General features: G+C 71.5%; 12 protein-coding genes. 7 read left to right on the top strand and 5 right to left on the bottom strand.

The genetic code is table 11. From position 1 onward, the window contains the following. The first annotated feature begins 240 nt into the window (after window positions 1–240). The gene (gene gltB, locus ACIRG6_RS00495) at window positions 241–4,779 is read left to right on the top strand and encodes a glutamate synthase large subunit (protein ID WP_364677868.1); all 4,539 of its coding nucleotides are present in this window, start codon (window positions 241–243) and stop codon (window positions 4,777–4,779) included. Further along, window positions 4,772–6,235, top strand: coding sequence for a glutamate synthase subunit beta (locus tag ACIRG6_RS00490; protein WP_350718926.1), 1,464 nt, complete (start codon window positions 4,772–4,774; stop codon window positions 6,233–6,235). Before gltB ends, ACIRG6_RS00490 begins: the two co-directional genes overlap by 8 nt. 92 nt (window positions 6,236–6,327) lie before the next feature. Here ACIRG6_RS00490 and ACIRG6_RS00485 read toward each other — a convergent pair whose 3' ends face one another. Both ACIRG6_RS00485 and ACIRG6_RS00480 read right to left on the bottom strand, forming a co-directional pair. Beyond that, the gene (locus ACIRG6_RS00485) at window positions 6,328–7,230 is read right to left on the bottom strand and encodes a chitosanase (RefSeq protein WP_364677870.1); all 903 of its coding nucleotides are present in this window, start codon (window positions 7,228–7,230) and stop codon (window positions 6,328–6,330) included. Further along, complete coding sequence (locus ACIRG6_RS00480; RefSeq protein ID WP_364817784.1) at window positions 7,227–8,156, bottom strand: rhomboid family intramembrane serine protease; 930 nt, start codon at window positions 8,154–8,156, stop codon at window positions 7,227–7,229. Before ACIRG6_RS00480 ends, ACIRG6_RS00485 begins: the two co-directional genes overlap by 4 nt. Window positions 8,157–8,299: 143 nt before the next feature. Here ACIRG6_RS00480 and ACIRG6_RS00475 point away from each other — a divergent pair, with 143 nt between their 5' ends. Then, entirely contained in the window at window positions 8,300–9,028 is a 729-nt protein-coding gene (locus tag ACIRG6_RS00475) for a vWA domain-containing protein (RefSeq protein ID WP_403320071.1), read from the top strand. A gap of 16 nt (window positions 9,029–9,044) precedes the next feature. On the opposite strand, the gene ACIRG6_RS00470 is transcribed toward ACIRG6_RS00475, so the two are convergent. Further along, entirely contained in the window at window positions 9,045–9,680 is a 636-nt protein-coding gene (locus ACIRG6_RS00470; protein ID WP_225634019.1) for an SIMPL domain-containing protein, read from the bottom strand. Window positions 9,681–9,707: 27 nt separating this feature from the next. Further along, the gene (locus tag ACIRG6_RS00465) at window positions 9,708–10,601 is read right to left on the bottom strand and encodes a hypothetical protein (protein ID WP_318218153.1); all 894 of its coding nucleotides are present in this window, start codon (window positions 10,599–10,601) and stop codon (window positions 9,708–9,710) included. 121 nt (window positions 10,602–10,722) lie between these two features. Between ACIRG6_RS00465 and ACIRG6_RS00460 the strand changes: the two genes are divergently transcribed. From ACIRG6_RS00460 to ACIRG6_RS00445, 4 genes are all read left to right on the top strand, one after another. Then, on the top strand, window positions 10,723–11,061 hold the full coding sequence (locus tag ACIRG6_RS00460) for a chorismate mutase (RefSeq protein ID WP_403320068.1): 339 nt from the start codon (window positions 10,723–10,725) through the stop codon (window positions 11,059–11,061). Window positions 11,062–11,226: 165 nt separating this feature from the next. Further along, window positions 11,227–13,824 carry an aminopeptidase N gene (gene pepN / locus ACIRG6_RS00455; protein WP_365020606.1) on the top strand — a complete coding sequence of 866 codons (2,598 nt, stop codon included), beginning with the start codon at window positions 11,227–11,229 and terminating at the stop codon, window positions 13,822–13,824. A gap of 222 nt (window positions 13,825–14,046) precedes the next feature. Beyond that, window positions 14,047–15,405, top strand: coding sequence for a pyridoxal phosphate-dependent decarboxylase family protein (locus ACIRG6_RS00450; protein ID WP_403320066.1), 1,359 nt, complete (start codon window positions 14,047–14,049; stop codon window positions 15,403–15,405). Further along, window positions 15,402–16,814 carry a lysine N(6)-hydroxylase/L-ornithine N(5)-oxygenase family protein gene (locus ACIRG6_RS00445; protein ID WP_364677884.1) on the top strand — a complete coding sequence of 471 codons (1,413 nt, stop codon included), beginning with the start codon at window positions 15,402–15,404 and terminating at the stop codon, window positions 16,812–16,814. Before ACIRG6_RS00450 ends, ACIRG6_RS00445 begins: the two co-directional genes overlap by 4 nt. 22 nt (window positions 16,815–16,836) lie before the next feature. Here ACIRG6_RS00445 and ACIRG6_RS00440 read toward each other — a convergent pair whose 3' ends face one another. Next, window positions 16,837–18,642: a bifunctional metallophosphatase/5'-nucleotidase gene (locus ACIRG6_RS00440; RefSeq protein ID WP_403320063.1), complete on the bottom strand. Its 1,806-nt coding sequence runs from the start codon at window positions 18,640–18,642 to the stop codon at window positions 16,837–16,839. Window positions 18,643–18,724 lie beyond the last annotated feature (82 nt).

Here is an 18,724-nt window from a genome sequence, read left to right as displayed (position 1 = left end):
CTTCCGTCGCTGGAATCCAGTACCCCCGCCGAGACCCGCGACGTCCGCATGGTGGAACGGATTATCCCGGTTAACGAGAACCACTCCATCATGTAACCTGCAGCAAATTTTGCACTCACGCAGAGGGCCAACGTCGTCCCTCGGCAACTTGCCACATGCCACCTGACGACGACGGGAGAGCCGATGCGTACGCCGCGCCAGCCGTCCCAGCATTCCGCGAATGGCCAGAACTGGTCCTTCATGGATGCTCGCCCTGCTGCGCAGGGTATGTACGACCCCCGCAACGAGCACGACGCCTGTGGCGTCGGCTTCGTCGCCACCCTCACAGGCGAGGCGTCCCACACCCTGGTCGACCAGGCCCTCACCGTGCTGCGCAACCTCGAGCACCGCGGTGCCACCGGCTCCGAGCCCGACTCGGGCGACGGCGCGGGCATCCTCTCCCAGGTGCCGGACGCCTTCTTCCGTGAGGTGGCCGGATTCGACCTGCCCGAGGCCGGGGCCTACGCCGTCGGCATCGCCTTCCTGCCGGTCGACGGCACCGAGGACGCCGCCGCGCGGATCGAGACGATCGCGACCGAGGAGGGCCTCACCGTCCTCGGCTGGCGCGAGGTCCCCGTCGCCCCGCAGCTGCTCGGCGCCACCGCCCGTTCGACCATGCCGGTCTTCCGTCAGATCTTCGTGGCCGACGGTGCCTCGCAGGGCATCGCCCTCGACCGCCGTGCCTTCGCGCTGCGCAAGCGCGCCGAGCGCGAGGTGGGCGTCTACTTCCCGTCGCTGTCCGCGCGGACCATCGTCTACAAGGGCATGCTGACCACCGGCCAGCTGGAGCCCTTCTTCCCGGACCTGTCCGACCGCCGCTTCGCATCCGCGATCGCGCTCGTGCACTCCCGGTTCTCCACGAACACCTTCCCGTCGTGGCCGCTCGCCCACCCGTACCGCTTCGTCGCCCACAACGGCGAGATCAACACGGTCAAGGGCAACCGCAACTGGATGGTCGCCCGCGAGTCCCAGCTCGTCTCCGACGTGTTCGGCTCGTCCCCGGACCTGGAGCGGATCTTCCCGATCTGTACGCCGGACGCCTCGGACTCCGCCTCCTTCGACGAGGTCCTGGAGCTGCTGCACCTCGGCGGGCGCTCGCTGCCGCACTCCGTGCTGATGATGATCCCGGAGGCGTGGGAGAACCACGACTCCATGGACCCGGCCCGGCGCGCCTTCTACCAGTTCCACTCCACGATGATGGAGCCCTGGGACGGCCCCGCCTGCGTCACCTTCACCGACGGCACCCAGGTCGGCGCGGTTCTCGACCGCAACGGTCTGCGCCCCGGCCGCTACTGGGTCACCGACGACGGCCTCGTCGTCCTCGGCTCCGAGGTCGGCGTCCTCGACATCGACCCGGCGAAGGTCGTCCGCAAGGGCCGCCTCCAGCCCGGCCGCATGTTCCTCGTGGACACCGCCGAGCACCGCATCATCGAGGACGACGAGATCAAGGCCAAGCTCGCGGCGGAGAAGCCGTACGCCGAGTGGCTCGAGGCCGGCGAGATCGAGCTGTCCGACCTGCCCGAGCGCGAGCACATCGTCCACACCCACGCCTCGGTCACCCGCCGCCAGCAGACCTTCGGGTACACCGAGGAGGAGCTGCGCGTCATCCTCGCGCCGATGGCCAAGGCCGGCGCCGAGCCGATCGGCTCCATGGGCACCGACTCGCCGATCGCCGCGCTGTCCGAGCGCCCCCGGCTGCTCTTCGACTACTTCACCCAGCTGTTCGCGCAGGTCACCAACCCGCCGCTGGACGCGATCCGCGAGGAACTGGTCACCTCCCTGCGCAGCTCGCTCGGCCCCCAGGGCAACCTGCTGGACCCGACGGCCGCCTCCTGCCGCAGTGTGTCCCTGCCCTTCCCGGTCATCGACAACGACGAGCTGGCCAAGCTCATCCACATCAACGCCGACGGCGACATGCCCGGCTTCAAGGCCGCGACCCTCTCCGGCCTGTACCGGGTGCACGGCGGCGGCGACGCGCTGGCCGCGCGCATCGAGGAGATCTGCGCCGAGGCCGACGCCGCCATCGAGAACGGCGCCCGGCTGATCGTCCTGTCGGACCGCCACTCGGACGCCGAGCACGCCCCGATCCCGTCGCTGCTGCTCACCGCGGCCGTCCACCACCACCTCATCCGCACCAAGCAGCGCACCCAGGTGGGCCTGCTGGTCGAGGCCGGTGACGTCCGCGAGGTCCACCACGTCGCCCTGCTCATCGGCTACGGCGCCGCCGCCGTCAACCCGTACCTGGCGATGGAGTCCGTCGAGGACCTGGTCCGCGCCGGCACCTTCCTGCCGGGCGCCGAGCCCGAGCAGGCCATCCGCAACCTGATCTACGCCCTCGGCAAGGGCGTCCTCAAGGTCATGTCCAAGATGGGCATCTCCACCGTCGCCTCCTACCGCGGCGCCCAGGTCTTCGAGGCCGTCGGCCTCGACGAGGGCTTCGTGGAGAAGTACTTCAACGGCACCGCGACCAAGATCGGCGGCGTCGGCATCGACGTCGTCGCCAAGGAGGTCGCCGCCCGCCACGCGAAGGCCTACCCGGCCAGCGGCATCGCGCCCGCGCACCGGGCGCTGGACATCGGCGGCGAGTACCAGTGGCGCCGCGAGGGCGAGCCGCACCTGTTCGACCCGGAGACGGTCTTCCGCCTCCAGCACTCCACGCGCTCCGGCCGGTACGACATCTTCAAGAAGTACACCGACCGGGTGAACGAGCAGTCCGAGCGCCTGATGACGCTCCGCGGCCTGTTCGGCTTCACCTCCGACCGGCAGCCGATCCCCCTCGACGAGGTCGAGCCGGTCTCCGAGATCGTCAAGCGCTTCTCCACCGGCGCCATGTCCTACGGCTCCATCTCCCAGGAGGCGCACGAGACGCTCGCCATCGCCATGAACCAGCTGGGCGGCAAGTCCAACACCGGTGAGGGCGGCGAGGACCCGGAGCGCCTGTACGACCCGGCGCGCCGTTCGGCCATCAAGCAGGTCGCCTCCGGCCGCTTCGGCGTCACCTCCGAGTACCTGGTCAACGCGGACGACATCCAGATCAAGATGGCCCAGGGCGCCAAGCCCGGCGAGGGCGGCCAGCTGCCCGGCCACAAGGTGTACCCCTGGGTCGCCAAGACCCGGCACAGCACCCCCGGCGTGGGCCTGATCTCCCCGCCGCCGCACCACGACATCTACTCCATCGAGGACCTGGCCCAGCTGATCCACGACCTGAAGAACGCGAACCCGCAGGCGCGGATTCACGTCAAGCTGGTCTCCGAGGTCGGCGTCGGCACGGTCGCGGCGGGTGTGTCCAAGGCGCACGCGGACGTCGTGCTCATCTCCGGCCACGACGGCGGCACGGGTGCCTCCCCGCTCACCTCGCTCAAGCACGCGGGCGGCCCCTGGGAGCTCGGTCTCGCCGAGACCCAGCAGACCCTGCTGCTCAACGGCCTGCGCGACCGGATCGTCGTCCAGACCGACGGCCAGCTCAAGACCGGCCGCGACGTCGTCATCGCCGCGCTGCTCGGCGCCGAGGAGTTCGGTTTCGCGACCGCGCCGCTCGTCGTCTCCGGCTGCGTCATGATGCGCGTCTGCCACCTGGACACCTGCCCGGTCGGCATCGCCACCCAGAACCCGGTGCTGCGCGACCGGTTCTCCGGCAAGGCCGAGTACATCGTGAACTTCTTCAAGTTCATCGCCGAAGAGGTCCGCGAGATCCTCGCCGAGCTGGGCTTCCGCTCCATCGAGGAGGCCGTCGGCCACGCCGAGGCCCTCGACGTCACCCGCGCCGTGGACCACTGGAAGGCGCAGGGCCTGGACCTGGCCCCGCTCTTCCACGTGCCCGAGCTGCCCGAGGGCGCCGTGCGCCACCAGGCCGTCGGCCAGGACCACGGCTTGGAGAAGGCCCTCGACAACGAGCTGATCAAGCTCGCCGCGGACGCGCTGGGTGCCACGGACGCCACCGACGCCGCGCCGGTGCGCGCCCAGGTCGCCATCCGCAACATCAACCGCACGGTCGGCACCATGCTCGGCCACGAGGTGACGAAGAAGTTCGGCGGCGCGGGCCTGCCCGACGACACCGTCGACATCACCTTCACCGGATCCGCCGGCCAGTCCTTCGGCGCCTTCGTCCCGCGCGGCATCACGCTGCGCCTGGAGGGCGACGCCAACGACTACGTCGGCAAGGGCCTCTCCGGCGGCCGCGTGATCGTCCGCCCCGACCGGGGCGCCGACCACCTCGCGGAGTTCTCCACCATCGCCGGCAACACCATCGGCTACGGCGCCACCGGCGGCGAGATGTTCCTGCGCGGCAAGGTCGGCGAGCGCTTCTGCGTCCGCAACTCCGGCGCGCTCGTCGTCTCCGAGGGCGTCGGCGACCACGGCTGCGAGTACATGACCGGCGGCCACGCGGTCGTCCTCGGCGAGACCGGGCGCAACTTCGCGGCCGGCATGTCCGGCGGCGTCGCGTACGTCGTCGACCTCGACCCGAACAACGTCAACGCCGGCAACCTCGACGCGGTCGAGGCGCTGGACGACACGGACAAGGAGTGGCTGCACGACGTCGTGCGCCGCCACGCCGAGGAGACCGGGTCCACGGTCGCCCAGAAGCTGCTCGCCGACTGGCCGGCCGCCGTGGAGCGCTTCAGCAAGATCATCCCCCGTACGTACAAGGCAGTGCTCGCCGCCAAGGACGCCGCCGAGCGAGCCGGTCTCTCCGAGACCGAGATCACCGAGAAGATGATGGAGGCGGCGACCAATGGCTGATCCCAAGGGCTTCCTGAACCACGGGCGCGAGGTCGCCAAGACCCGGCCCGTCGAGGAGCGCGTCAAGGACTGGAACGAGGTCTACGTCCCCGGCTCCCTGCTGCCGATCATCAGCAAGCAGGCCAGCCGGTGCATGGACTGCGGCATCCCGTTCTGCCACAACGGCTGTCCGCTCGGGAACCTGATCCCCGAGTGGAACGACTACGCCTACCGCGAGGACTGGTCGGCCGCGCAGGAGCGCCTGCACGCCACCAACAACTTCCCGGAGTTCACGGGCCGCCTGTGCCCGGCCCCGTGCGAGTCGGCGTGCGTGCTCGGCATCAACCAGCCGCCGGTCACCATCAAGAACGTCGAGGTCTCGATCATCGACAAGGCGTGGGAGACCGGGGACGTCGCCCCGCAGATCCCGGAGCGCCTGTCCGGCAAGACCGTCGCCGTGATCGGCTCGGGCCCGGCGGGCCTGGCCGCCGCCCAGCAGCTCACCCGGGCCGGCCACACCGTCGCCGTCTACGAGCGCGCGGACCGCATCGGAGGCCTCCTCCGCTACGGCATCCCCGAGTTCAAGATGGAGAAGCGGCACATCAACCGCCGCATAGAGCAGATGCGCGCGGAGGGCACCCGCTTCCGCACCGGCGTCGAGATCGGCCGCGACCTCAAGGCGACGGACCTGAAGAAGCGGTACGACGCCGTCGTCATCGCCGCCGGTGCCACCACTGCCCGTGACCTGCCGGTCCCCGGCCGCGAGCTCCAGGGCATCTACCAGGCCATGGAGTACCTGCCCCTGGCCAACAAGGTCCAGGAGGGCGACTACGTCGCCCCGCCGATCAGCGCCGAGGGCAAGCACGTCGTCGTCATCGGCGGCGGCGACACCGGCGCCGACTGCGTAGGCACCGCCCACCGCCAGGGCGCGGCCTCCGTCACCCAGCTGGAGATCATGCCCCGGCCGGGCGAGGAACGGAACCCGGTCTCGCAGCCGTGGCCGACCTTCCCGATGCTCTACAAGGTCACCAGCGCCCACGAGGAGGGCGGCGAGCGGGTCTACGCCGTCTCCACGACCCACTTCGAGGGCGACGAGGACGGCAACGTCCAGTGGCTGCACATGAGCGAGGTCGAGTTCGTCGAGGGCAAGCTGACCCCGAAGCCGGGCACCGAGCGCAAGATCCCGGCCCAGCTGGTCACCCTCGCCATGGGCTTCACCGGCACCGACCGGGAGAACGGCCTGGTCGACCAGTTCGGCCTGGAGCTCGACGAACGGGGTAACATCGCCCGGGACGCCGACTTCCAGACCAATGTGCCGGGTGTGTTCGTCGCCGGTGACGCCGGCCGCGGCCAGTCGCTCATCGTCTGGGCGATCGCCGAGGGCCGCTCCGCCGCACGTGGCGCGGACCGCTTCCTGACCGGAGCCAGCGAACTGCCGGCCCCGATCCGCCCGACCGACCGCGCACTGGCGGTCTGACGGCTCACAGTCGTCCCGCACAAAGGCGTGCGGAACACTGATGGCGCCTGCCCTGTCCCCGACCGGACGAATGGGCAGGCGCCGTCGCATGCTCAGGGCAGCTTGTAGGTGTCCCCGTACATCTCCCACACCAGCGGCGTCTTCAGGTCCAGGTTCCCGGCCTTCAGGAACCGGCGCTGGGCCGTGTCGACGCGGGAGGTGTCGATGTCCGGCCGCTTGGCCAGCATCGCCTCGCGCCGGACGTCGAGGAACGCGTCCAGATAGGCCTTCTCGGACCCGCCGTCGGCCGGTGTCTTCGCCTTCTTCATCGCCAGCTCGCGCAGGCTGTAGAAGCCGTCCGTGTCGCTGTCGGGGCCGTGGAAGACCATCGCGTCGAAGTAGACGAACTGGCCCAGCGTGCCGAGCCCGTCCAGCTTGGCCAGGCGCACCGACGGCTGGAAGTAGACCCGGTCGCGCTCCTCCTCCTGGGCCTTGCGGAAGGCGGGCAGCTTCGCCTCCGCCTCCCAGGCGGCCGTGAAGCCGGGGTCCAGGCCCTCGTGGGAGTCGGTCCCGTCGACCTCGCGCAGGGCCGGCAGGTACTTCGCGAGGCCGTTGCCCGGGTGGTCCTCGGTGTAGTGCTCGACCAGGGCGAGCAGGTCGTGGGTGCCGGTGCAGAAACCGATGATGCCCGCGGTGTAGCCGTCACCCTGCCCGAGATCCTCGATGGTGCCGTAGGCGCTGCGCCAGTCCGTGGTCGAGTTCTCGGCGCTGGAGACCAGCTGCTGCGCCAGCTCCTTCTCGGCCGGGGCGGCCAGCCCCGGCGGCAGGTCGGCGATCAGCTCGTCGTCCGCCTCCCGCTCCTGCTCGGCCCGGTCCTTGGCGTCCTCGCGGGAGGACTGGGTGGTGGACGTGGGCGGTGTCACCGGGGCGTCGGCCGAGTCCGTCGGCATGAGGAAGTACACCCCCGTGGCGACCACGGGGACGGCCGCGAGGAGCAGCACACCGGCACGTTTCACTGGGGAATACCTCCACCTGACAGATCCGACACCTTGACCGCCGCCGACACCGCCAGCAGCACCACCAGAACCGCACACGCACCCGCCTGCACCAGCACCCGCCGCCCGTCGCGCGGCGCGTACGCGTACGCCGCGGCCACCGCCGCGCCCGCCAGCAGACCGCCCAGATGGCCCTGCCACGAGGTGATCCCGGCCGAGATCAGCAGCCACAGCAGCAGGTACGCCATGAAGCGGTTGACCGGCGCCATGTCCGCGCCGAGCCGCCGCGCCAGGACGTAGTACGCGGCTGCGAGGCCGAAGACCGCGCCCGACGCGCCGACCGAGGGCTGGGCGGGGTCGGCGAGGAGCAGCTCCACGACGGAACCGCCGAGCGCCGACAGCAGATACAGGACGGCGTACCGGACGCGGCCGAGCATCGGCTCCACCACCCGCCCCAGCTGCCACAGCGCGGCCATGTTCATCACGATGTGGAGGATGCCGAACGTGCCCTCGGTGGGCTCCAGGTGCAGGAAGGCGCTGGTGAGCATCCGCTCCCACTCGCCGGCGACGACACCCTCGGCGTGGAAGTCCCCCGGGAACACGCTCTGGTAGACGTAGTGGCCCCCGTCCGGCCCGACCAGGCGCGCGCCGACCATCGAGAACCGGTCCACGATCCCCGGCCGCACCAGCTCACCCAGGTACGCGAGGACGTTCAGCCCGATCAGGACGTACGTCACGACGGGCGTCGCCGAGACCCGGCCGCCGACGATCGTCCGGGCCTGCCGGACCGACCGCGCGCCCTCCTTCACGCACTCCGGGCAGTGGTGGCCCACCGCCGCCTCGCGCATGCAGTCGGGGCAGATGCAGCGGTCGCAGCGGGTGCAGCGGACATGGCACTCCACCGCGGGATGGCGGTAGCAGGTGGTGACGGTGGACTCGGAATCCACGGCCGGCTCCTCGGGACGGGCGGACGGTGAGCCGGTGGGGACGGCGGCGAACAAAATATCGAAACACTGTGGAGCGGCTGAGAGGCGGGGTCCGCAGTGCCGTACGCTCGGCAGCCAGTCGCCGCCGCACGAGGGGGAGCCGCATGGCCGCGATCAGTCTCACCAAGGTCCAGGAGACCGCGCCCGCGCTGGTCAGCCTGTACAAGAGCGCTGGTGTGTCCCTGACGAAACACGGGCTCGAGGGGACACGGGCCGCCGTGTACCTCGTCGTCGACTACTCGGGCTCGATGAAGCCCTACTACCGGGACGGCACCGTGCAGGCGCTCGCCGACCGGGTGCTGGGACTGTCCGCGCACCTCGACGACGACGGCACCGTGCCCGTGGTGTTCTTCTCCACCGACGTCGACGCGGTCACCGAGATCGCCCTCGCCGACCACCAGGGACGCGTCGAGCGGATCGTGGCCGGCCTCGGGCACATGGGGAAGACGAACTACCACGTGGCCATGGACGCCGTCGTCGATCACTACCTCGACAGCGGCGCGCGTGATCCCGCCTTCGTCGTCTTCCAGACGGACGGGGGCCCGACCAGCAGGCTCGCCGCGGAACGCTATCTGTGCAAGGCGGCGCGGCTCCCGCTGTTCTGGCAGTTCGTCGGCTTCGGCGACCCGGGCAGCCGCCAGTTCGAGTACCTGCGCAAGCTCGACGAGCTGGCCGTGCCGGACAAGCGGGCCGTCGACAACGCCGGGTTCTTCCACGCGGGCCGCGACCCGCGGCAGGTGTCCGACGCCGAGCTGTACGACCGGCTGGTGGGGGAGTTCCCCAAGTGGCTGGTGGCCGCACGCGCCCAGGGCATCGTGCGGCCCCCGCACTGACGACGGGCCGCACGGGTCAGCGCCGCAGCGAGTACCCCAGCACCACGGCCGCCGACACCTCCACCATCCCCGGCGCCAGATCCCCGGCCGAGCTGCCGCCCCCGCCGCCGTGGCCGCGGTACTGCACGACGGACTCCGCGTCCACGTCCTGGATGTGCACCACCGGCCCCAGCCGCACGTCCGCCGCCTCCGCGTACACCTCGGCCTTCCGGCGGGCGGCGGCCACGGCCCTGCGCCGGGCCTCGTCACGCATCGCCGGCTTGTCGTGCACGTCGAACTCCACCTGGTCGATGCGGTGCGCGCCCGCGTCGACCGCGTCCACGATCAGCTGCTGGAGGCCGTCCAGCGTCTCGGTCTCCACCGAGTACGAGGCCTGGCAGCGGTAACCGAGCAGCTTGCGCTCACCGTTGTAACCGCTGTACTCCGAGCTGAGCCTGAGCCGGGAACCCGACACCGCGGTGTCCGGTATCCCGTGCCGGCGCAGCACCTCCCGCAGCCGCGTCACCGCCGTCCCCGCCTCCCCGAAGGAACGGTCCGGCGACGGCGCCAGCACATCCACCGCCAACCTCACCCGCACCAGCTGCGGTTCCACCCGCACACTGCCCGCGCCGAACACACTGAGCCCCCAGGGCTCCCTGATCGTCTCCGTCATGCGGGCATTGAAGCAGCCCCCGCCCGCCTACGTGTCGCACTCCAGCACCGTCCGGCACAACCCGCACCGCGCCCGCACCCGCCCCCGCACCGGCACCCGGATCCGCTGGTGGCACGTCGGGCAGGCGAACGACACCCGCAGCGGCCCCCGCGCGTCCGGCAGGAAGGAGTAGGGAGCGTCCGTCACGGGGGCGGCGTGCGGGTCCAGCGCGTGCCGCCGGTCCCGGGCGTACCGGCGGCGCCCCGCCCACCCGGCCGCGGTCAGCGGCGGCTGCTGCTCGTCCCGCCGGGCCCGCTCCATGCCCCTGACGTACGCCGTGTAGGCCTGCGGACTGGTGAACCACACCGCAGGATCCTCCCCGAACAGCAGCGCCCGCTTGGCGAGCACGTACCCGAACTCCTCCGGCGTCAGATACCCCAGCTTCTGCGACGACGCCGCGTCCTCCCGGTACGCGTCCAGCAGCAGCCACCCCGCGCCCAGGTACGCCGCCGCCGTGTCCGTGAGGATCTCGTTGTCCCGCGTCCCCGGGAAGGACAGGTCCAGGCGGTGCAGGTACACGTGCATCACCTCGTGCGCGAGGGCCGCGCCGATGTCCCGGCGATGGGTGCGGAAGCGGTCGTTCAGCTCCACGAAGTACTCCGGGCCCGCCGCCAGCTCGACATTCGCCGCATGCGTCATCTCACGGAAGGAGACGATCATCCGGGCGTCCGGCAGACGGTAGTGACGCACCAGCTCGTGGGCCACCCGCTGCGCCCCCAGATACAGGTCGTCCGTGTCGCAGAACGCCACGTCGGCCGGGGCCACGCTGGCCGAGAAGGTCTGGACGGTGTCGTACGACAGACGCCTGTACAGCGCCGTGATGGCGGCCCGCACCGTCTCCAGGTGCGGGTAGCCGTGCTCGACCGGACCGCCGTTCGCCACGCCCGTACCCCCAAGACACCTGACCCTGCCTCCACTGTACGAGCCGCGCCGGGACGCCGGGCCCGCTCACGGCCTGAGACGGTGTGCGGCGGCCGGCGGGCCGCCCGTAGGGTGATCGCCCATGACCACCAGCAACACCGGTACCGGTGCCGCCGACCACGCCGTCCGCGACGAGCTGGCCCGGCTGCGGGACAGCATCGACAACATCGACGCGGCCGTCGTGCACATGCTCGCCGAGCGCTTCAAATGCACGCAGCAGGTCGGCCTCCTCAAGGCCCGCCACCAGCTTCCGCCCGCCGACCCCGCCCGCGAGGCCCAGCAGATCGCCCGGCTGCGGGCCCTCGCCGAGAGCGCCAAACTGGACCCGGCGTTCGCCGAGAAGTTCCTGAACTTCATCATCGCCGAGGTCATCCACCACCACGAGCGCATCGCGGAGGACACGGGCAACGGGGCCGGCTGAGCCCGGGGTGCCCGGCGCAGGTGCGGGACGGGGGCGGGGCACGCTGCCCGGCGCTGACGGGGTGCCGCTGCCAGGGCGCACGCAGGCGGGCGGCCGCCCCGGCGCGGACCGGACATACCCCGCGTACCGATCCGCCCCTGTGCCCCGCCCACCGCATCAGGCAGCATGTCCTGCATGTCCGTACTGACGCGCGACGAAGCGCAGACCCGTGCCCAACTCCTCGACGTCCACCACTACGCGATCGACCTCGACCTGACCCGTGGCGACGAGACCTTCGACTCCCGCACCGTCATCCGGTTCACCGTCCGCGCCGAGACGGGCACCACGGACACCTTCGTCGAGGTCAAGCCCGCCGAGCTGCGCAGCGTCACCCTCGACGGACACCCCCTCGACCCGGACGGCCTGGACGAGAACCGGCTGCCCCTGAAGAACCTCACCCCCGGCGAGCACGAACTGCGCGTCGACGCGGCCATGCGCTACTCCCGCACCGGCGAGGGCATGCACCGCTTCACCGACCCGACCGACGACGAGACCTACGTCTACACCCAGCTGTTCATGGACGACGTGCAGCGCGTCTTCGCCGCCTTCGACCAGCCCGACCTCAAGGCCGTCTTCGACCTCACCGTCACCGCCCCCGACGGCTGGACGGTCCTCGCCAACGGCATCACCGAGCACACCGGCGACGGCCGCTGGAAGGCCGCGACCACCCCGCTGATCTCGACCTACCTCGTCGCCGTCGCCGCCGGCCCCTGGCACTCCGTGCGCACCGAGCACCGCGGCCTGCCCTTCGGCCTCCACTGCCGCCGCTCGCTCGCCCCCCACCTCGACGCCGACACCGACGAGCTCTTCGACGTCACCCGCGCCTGCTTCGACCGCTACCACGAGAAGTTCGCCGAGCCCTACCCCTTCGACTCCTACGACCAGGCGTTCGTCCCCGAGTTCAACGCCGGCGCCATGGAGAACCCCGGCCTGGTCACCTTCCGCGACGAGTTCGTCTTCCGCTCCGCCGTCACCGACACCGAACGCCAGACCCGCGCCATGGTCATCGCCCACGAGATGGCCCACATGTGGTTCGGCGACCTCGTCACCCTCAAGTGGTGGGACGACATCTGGCTGAACGAGTCCTTCGCCGAGTACATGGGCTACCAGACCTGCGCCGAGGCCACCCGCTTCACCGGCACCTGGACCGACTTCGGCGTCACCCGCAAGCCCTGGGGCTACGACGCCGACCAGCGCCCCTCCACCCACCCCGTCGCCCCCGAGAACGTCGAGGACACCGCCTCCGCCCTCCTCAACTTCGACGGCATCTCCTACGCCAAGGGCGCCTCCGCCCTGCGCCAGCTCGTCGCCTGGCTCGGCGAGAAGGACTTCCTCGCCGGCATCAACACCCACTTCGAGCGGCACAGGTTCGCCAACGCCACCCTCGCCGACTTCATCGACTCCCTCGCCTCCGCCACCGAGCGCGACGTCCACGCCTGGGCCGACGCCTGGCTGCGCACCACCGGCGTCGACACCCTGGTGCCCGAACCGCGCGCCGAGAACGGCAACTGGAGCCTCCACATCTCGCACCGGGGCAGCTCCGGAGCCCGGCCCGCGCCCGATCCCACCAAGGACCGCGACGGCACGAAGCACGCCGGCCGTCTCGAGCCCGGGGGAGGCACACGGCCGCACCGCATCACCATCGGCGTCTACGACCACGACCTCCACGACGCCGGCCGCCTCACCCTGCGCCAGCGCCTCGACGAGGACCTCGCCGGCGAGAACGTCCTCGTCAGCACCCCCGGCCCGCAGCCCGCGCTCGTCGTCCTCAACGACGGCGACCTCACCTACGCCAAGATCCGCTTCGACGCGGAATCCTTCCGGACCATCCGCGCCGCCCTGTCCGGCCTGCCCGACCCCCTCACCCGCGCCGTCGTCTGGAACGCCCTGCGCGACGCCGTCCGCGACGGCGAACTCCCCGCCACCGCCTACCTCGACACCGCCCGCGCCCACCTCCCGCACGAGACCGACCTCGCCCTCGTCTCCGGCGTCCTCGCCTTCGCCGCCGCCCAGGTCGCCGACCGCTACCTCGCCCCCGAGCAGCGGCCCGCCGCCCTGGCCACCCTCTCCGACCTGTGCCGCGACCTCATCCGCCGCACCGAGGACGGCGACCACCCCGGCCTGCGCCTGATCGCCGTACGCCACTACATCGACGCCGCCGCCCATCCCGAGACCATCGCCGCCTGGCTCGCCGACGGCACCGTCCCCGGCGGGCCCGAACTCGACCCCGAACTGCGCTGGCGCATCCTCACCCGCCTCGCCGTCCTCGGCGCCACCGACGAGACGGCCATCGCCGCCGAACTCGAACGCGACCCCAGCGCCACCGGCCAGGAAGGCGCCGCCCGCTGCCGCGCCGCACTGCCCGACGCCGAGGCCAAGAGCCGCGCCTGGGCGGCCATGTTCGCCTCCGACGACCTGTCCAACTACCTGTTCACCGCCACCGCCCGGGGCTTCTGGCAGCCCGAACAGGCCGACCTCGTCGCCGACTACGTCCCCCGCTACTACGCCGAAGCGGTCGCCGTCGCCGCCCGCCGCGGCCCCGCCATCGCCGACGCCGCCGGCCGCTGGGCCTTCCCCGCGTACGCCGTCGACGCCGACACCCTGCGCCTCGGCCAGGAGTGCCTCGCCGCCGCCGACCCCATCCCCGCCCTGCGCCGCAAGCTCGTCGACCAGCTCGACGACCTCGCCCGCGCCCTGCGGGTCCGCGGGACACAGGCCGGCTGACCCCGGCACGCGGCCGGCCCCCGACGCACGGAGGCCGGCCGCACCATCACCCAGACACGGCTACCCCACGGAAGTACCCCCTTTCGGGTTCTGATCGTTGGGCTTTCCGGGCGCAGGCACGCATCCGCGTACACCCTGTAATCCCGCCCACCCGTCACCCGACCGCCGCCCCTGGTCGAGACGCTGCGCGCCACCCCTCGTATCGCGCCCGGAGGACAGCCCATGGGCATGCCGCCCCTCGCCTCGGGCCCGCACGGCCCCGACGCCCTGCGGCCCCTGTGCGACACCGTGCTCGACGCACTGCGCGCCGGCACCGCCGCACGCGGCGGACCACTGCCCGCCGGAGGCCCCGACGCCGTCACCGCCAGGGTGCGGGACGCCCTCGGCGACGCCCTGCCCGACCACGGCGACCCCGATGCCCTGCGCACCCTCGTCACCGCGCTCGCCGAAGGCGCCGCCGACCCCGCCGACCCCCTGTGCGCGGCCCACCTGCACGGCCCGCCCCTCGCCGTCGCCACCGCCGCCGACCTCGCCGCGAGCGTCCTCAACCCCTCCCTCGACTCCTGGGACCAGGCCCCCGCCGCCTCCACCCTGGAAGCCCTCGTCACCCGCGCCCTCGCCCAGCAGGCCGGCGCCGTCGACGCCCTCGTCACCACCGGCGGCACCGAATCCAACCAACTCGCCGTCCTGCTCGCCCGCGAGACCCACGGCGCCGGCCTCCGGCTCCTCCACGGAACCAACGCCCACCACTCCCTGCCCCGCGCCGCCTGGCTCCTCGGACTCCCCGAACCCGTCACCGTCCCCGCCCCGGCCGGCGCCCTCGACCCCGCCGCCCTCGACGAAGCCCTCACCACCGTCCCCGGCCCCCACCTCGTCGTCGCCACCGCCGGCACCACCGACGCCGGCCTCATCGACCCGCTGCCCGAGATCGCCGGCCGCTGCGCCGCCCACGGCGCCCGCCTGCACATCGACGCCGCCTACGGCGCGGGCCTCCTCTTCAGCGACCGGCACCGCGCCCGCCTCACCGGCCTCGACGCCGCCGACACCGTCACCCTCGACCTGCACAAACTCGGCTGGCAGCCCATCGCCGCCGGCCTCCTCGCCGTCAAGAACCCCGACGACCTCACCGCACTCCAGCAGCGCGCCGACTACCTCAACGCCGACGACGACACCGACGCCGGACTCCCCGACCTCCTCGGCCGCTCCCCGCGCACCAGCCGCCGACCCGACATCCTCAAGATCGCCGTCACCCTCAAGACCCTCGGCCGCACCGGCCTCGGCGCGCTCGTCGACGAAGTCTGCGCCCGCGCCCACGCGTTCGCCGCCCTCGTCGACGGCCACCCGGGCTTCACCCTGCACGCCCCGCCCGCCATCAGCACGGTCCTGTTCCGGCCCGCGGACGCCACCGACACCGCCGTCGCCGCCGTACGCCGCGACCTGCTCATCACCGGCCGCGCCGTCCTCGGCCGCGCCCGCGCCGACGGCCGGCTCTGGCTCAAGGCGACCTTCCTCAACCCCCACACCCGGGCCGACGACCTGGCCCGCCTCCTCGCCCTCGTGGAAGGACACACCCCGCGATGAACACCCCCGCCCACCACACCCCCGGCACACCCCGCGACCTCGTCGGCGTCGGCATCGGCCCCTTCAACCTCTCCCTCGCCGCACTCGCCGACCCGCTGCCCGCACTCGACGCCGTCTTCTACGACCAGCGCCCCGCCTTCCACTGGCACCCCGGCCAGCTCATCGACGGCGCCCGCGTCCAGGTCCCGTTCCTCGCCGACCTCGTCACCCTGGTCGACCCCGCCAGCCCCTGGACCTTCCTCAACCACCTGCGGGCCCGCGAACGCCTCTTCCCCTTCTACTTCGCCGAACGCTTCCACATCCAGCGCACCGAGTACGACGCCTACTGCCGCTGGGTCGCCGAACACCTCCCCGCGCTGCGCTTCCACCACCAGGTCGACGCCGTCCGCTGGAACCCCGAACGCCGGCTCTTCGAAGTCGACTACACCCAACTCGGCGCCGACGGAGAAGCCGAGGCCCTCGGCCGCACGCACACCCGCAACGTCGTCCTCGGCATCGGCACCGAACCCCACGTCCCCGACGCGCTCCGCCCCCTCGTCGACGCCCCCGGCGTGCCCGTGATCCACTCCGCCGACTACCGGGACCACCGCGACACGCTCCTCGCCGCCGAGCACATCACCGTCATCGGCACCGGGCAGTCCGGCGCGGAGATCTTCCTCGACCTGCTCCGCCACCGCCCCGCCGGCCGCGAACGCCTCCACTGGATCGGCCGCACCGAGGCCTTCGCCCCCATGGAGTACTCCAAGCTCGGCCTGGAGCACTTCACCCCCGACCACACCCGCTACTTCCACACCCTGCCCGAACCCGTCCGCGACCGCCTCGTCGCCGCACAGTGGCAGCTCCACAAGGGCATCGACGCCGACACCAGCGCCGCCATCCACGACGAGCTCTACCGCCGCACCCTCGACGGCGGCTGGCCCGACACCGTCCTCACCCCCGGCGTCCACGTCCGCACCGCCGGCCGCATCGCCACCACCCAGGTCGAACTCCACCTGGAACACACCCAGCAGAACACCCGCTCGCGCCTCACCACCGGCGCCGTCGTCCTCGCCACCGGCTACCGCGAACGCCCGCTCGGCCGCATCCTCGCCGGCCTCGACCCGTTCATGCGCCGTGACAACCGCGAGCGCCCCCGTATCGACGAACGCTTCCGCCTCCTCCTCGACCCCTCCGTCACCGGCTCCGTCTACGTCCAGAACGCCGAGACCCACACCCACGGCGTCGGCGCCCCCGACCTCGGCCTCGCCGCCTGGCGCAGCGCCACCATCCTCAACGACCTCACGGGCGAGGAGCCGTACCCGCTGCCGGCGCGGACCGCGTTCACCACCTTCGGCCTGGAACGGCAACGGCCCCAGATCCCGTCCGCACACCACTACCGGGAACTCACCCCGCTGGCGGACGGAATCTGAGGCCGCGAACACACTCAGCGCGTCAGAACACCGGCGTACCGTTCCGCGTCAACGACCAGTCCACCGACGCGAAGTCCTTCGGGTCCAGCACACCCTTCGCCGTCACCCACTCGGCGATCCGCGTACGGATCTCCGTCGACTCCGACCACAGCTCCTTCGCCGACGCCACGTGCGGGAACGCACCCCCGCCATTGGCCCGGTAGTTGTTCACCGCCAGCACGAACTGCTGCGCGTCGTCCAGCGGAGCACCCCCGAAGGCCAGATTCCTGATCCGCGAACCGGCCGCCTGCGCGACGTCGATCTCGTACGTCAGCCCCGACACATAGTCGTAGTTGTAGTCCGGACGGCCGTTCGCATTCGTCAGCTTCTCCACGTCCACCGGCACACCGGCCGCCGTCTGCACGTAGTACTCCGCCGAATACTCCAGGTACGCCCGCAGCTGCGCCCCCGTCATCAACTTCGCCACCAGCGTGTTGTCGTAGACGTACAGGCTCGACAGGTCCCGGATCGTCACCTCGCCGGCCGGGATCTCCGACGTCCGCGAGAACGGCGACGCCTGCGCCAGCACCGGCAACGACGCGTACTCCGTACCCGCCAGCGCCTCCCTGACCACGTCCTCCTGCACCTTGGTGATCAGGTCGATGATCGGCGCGTCCTTGTACCGCGCCTCCACCGTCGTCAGCGTCTCGGTGGCCGTCCCGACGACCTGGTTGACGTACGCCACCACCTGCGCGTGCTCGTCCGCCAGCAGCTTGCCGATCCGCGGGTCGTCCTCCACCGTGCTGGAGTCGCGCAGCGACGCCCGCACGGACTCGACGTGCCACCGGCCGTGCTCGAAGACCAGATCGAAGTCGAACAGGGTGAGCCGCTCGGCGAAGCACAGCGGCTCCGACAGCACGACCGTCTTCCCCGTCTTCTCGTTGACGACCTTCAGCTCCGGGATCTCCACGTGCGCGTGCCCGACGAGGATCGCGTCGATGCCCGGCACCTGGCGCGCCACATTGGCCGCGGCGTTCTCCACGTACGGCACCTGGTCACCGTACGACGACGTGCCCGACGACCCCGAGTGCGCCGACACGACCACCACGTCCGCACCCATCGAACGCAGCTTCGGCACCCACTTGGCCGCCTGCTCCTCGAGCCCCGGGAACGCCAGCTTCCCCTGCACGTACGCCTTGTCCCAGATCGCGATGCCCGGGTTGGTCAGCCCCAGCACGGCCACCTTCACCGGCGGGGCGCCCTTCACCCGGAACGTCTTCATGAAGTACGGCGGGAAAGCCGGCTTCAGCGTCTTCGCGTCCACCGCGTTCGCGCCGAGCAGCGGGAAGTCGCACTGCTCCTCGAACTTCCGCAGGGTCTCGATGCCGTAGTTGAACTCGTGGTTGCCGAGCGCCACCGCGTCGTATCCGATCGCGTTCATCGCCTGCGCCATCGGGTGCACCGGGCCGCCCTCGGCGGTGATCGGGTCCACCTTCGCGTAGTAGTACGTCAGCGGTGTGCCCTGGATGGTGTCGCCGGCGTCCAGCAGCAGCGTGTTGTGCCGGCCCCTCTCCGCACGGATCTGGTTCACCAGCGTCGAGATACGGGCCAGGCCCTGGGCGTTGCCCGCGGCGTCCTTGTACTCCGCGTCCTTGAAGTAGTCCCAGTTGAAGACGTGTCCGTGCAGGTCCGTCGTGCCGAGCACCGTCAGCGCGTACCGCTTCGGCTTCTTGGGGCTCTGCTGTGCGGAGGCCGCCTCGGCCGCCGGAGCCGCCACCGCGCCGGCCAGCGCCACCCCCGCTCCCGTCACGGCGGACCTGCTCAGGAACTTCCGGCGGTTCAACGGCATGGCTGACTCTCCTCGGTGACCCGTCACATCATCAACAACGCGCGTAGATTCTGTCCTGGGCATGGCACCTGTCAAGAGTGGG

This window comes from Streptomyces flaveolus (assembly GCF_044765825.1).
GTDB lineage: Bacteria > Actinomycetota > Actinomycetes > Streptomycetales > Streptomycetaceae > Streptomyces > Streptomyces flaveolus.
The sequence above is the reverse complement of the archived record's forward strand: the minus strand, read 5'-3'. Positions and strand labels throughout refer to the sequence as shown.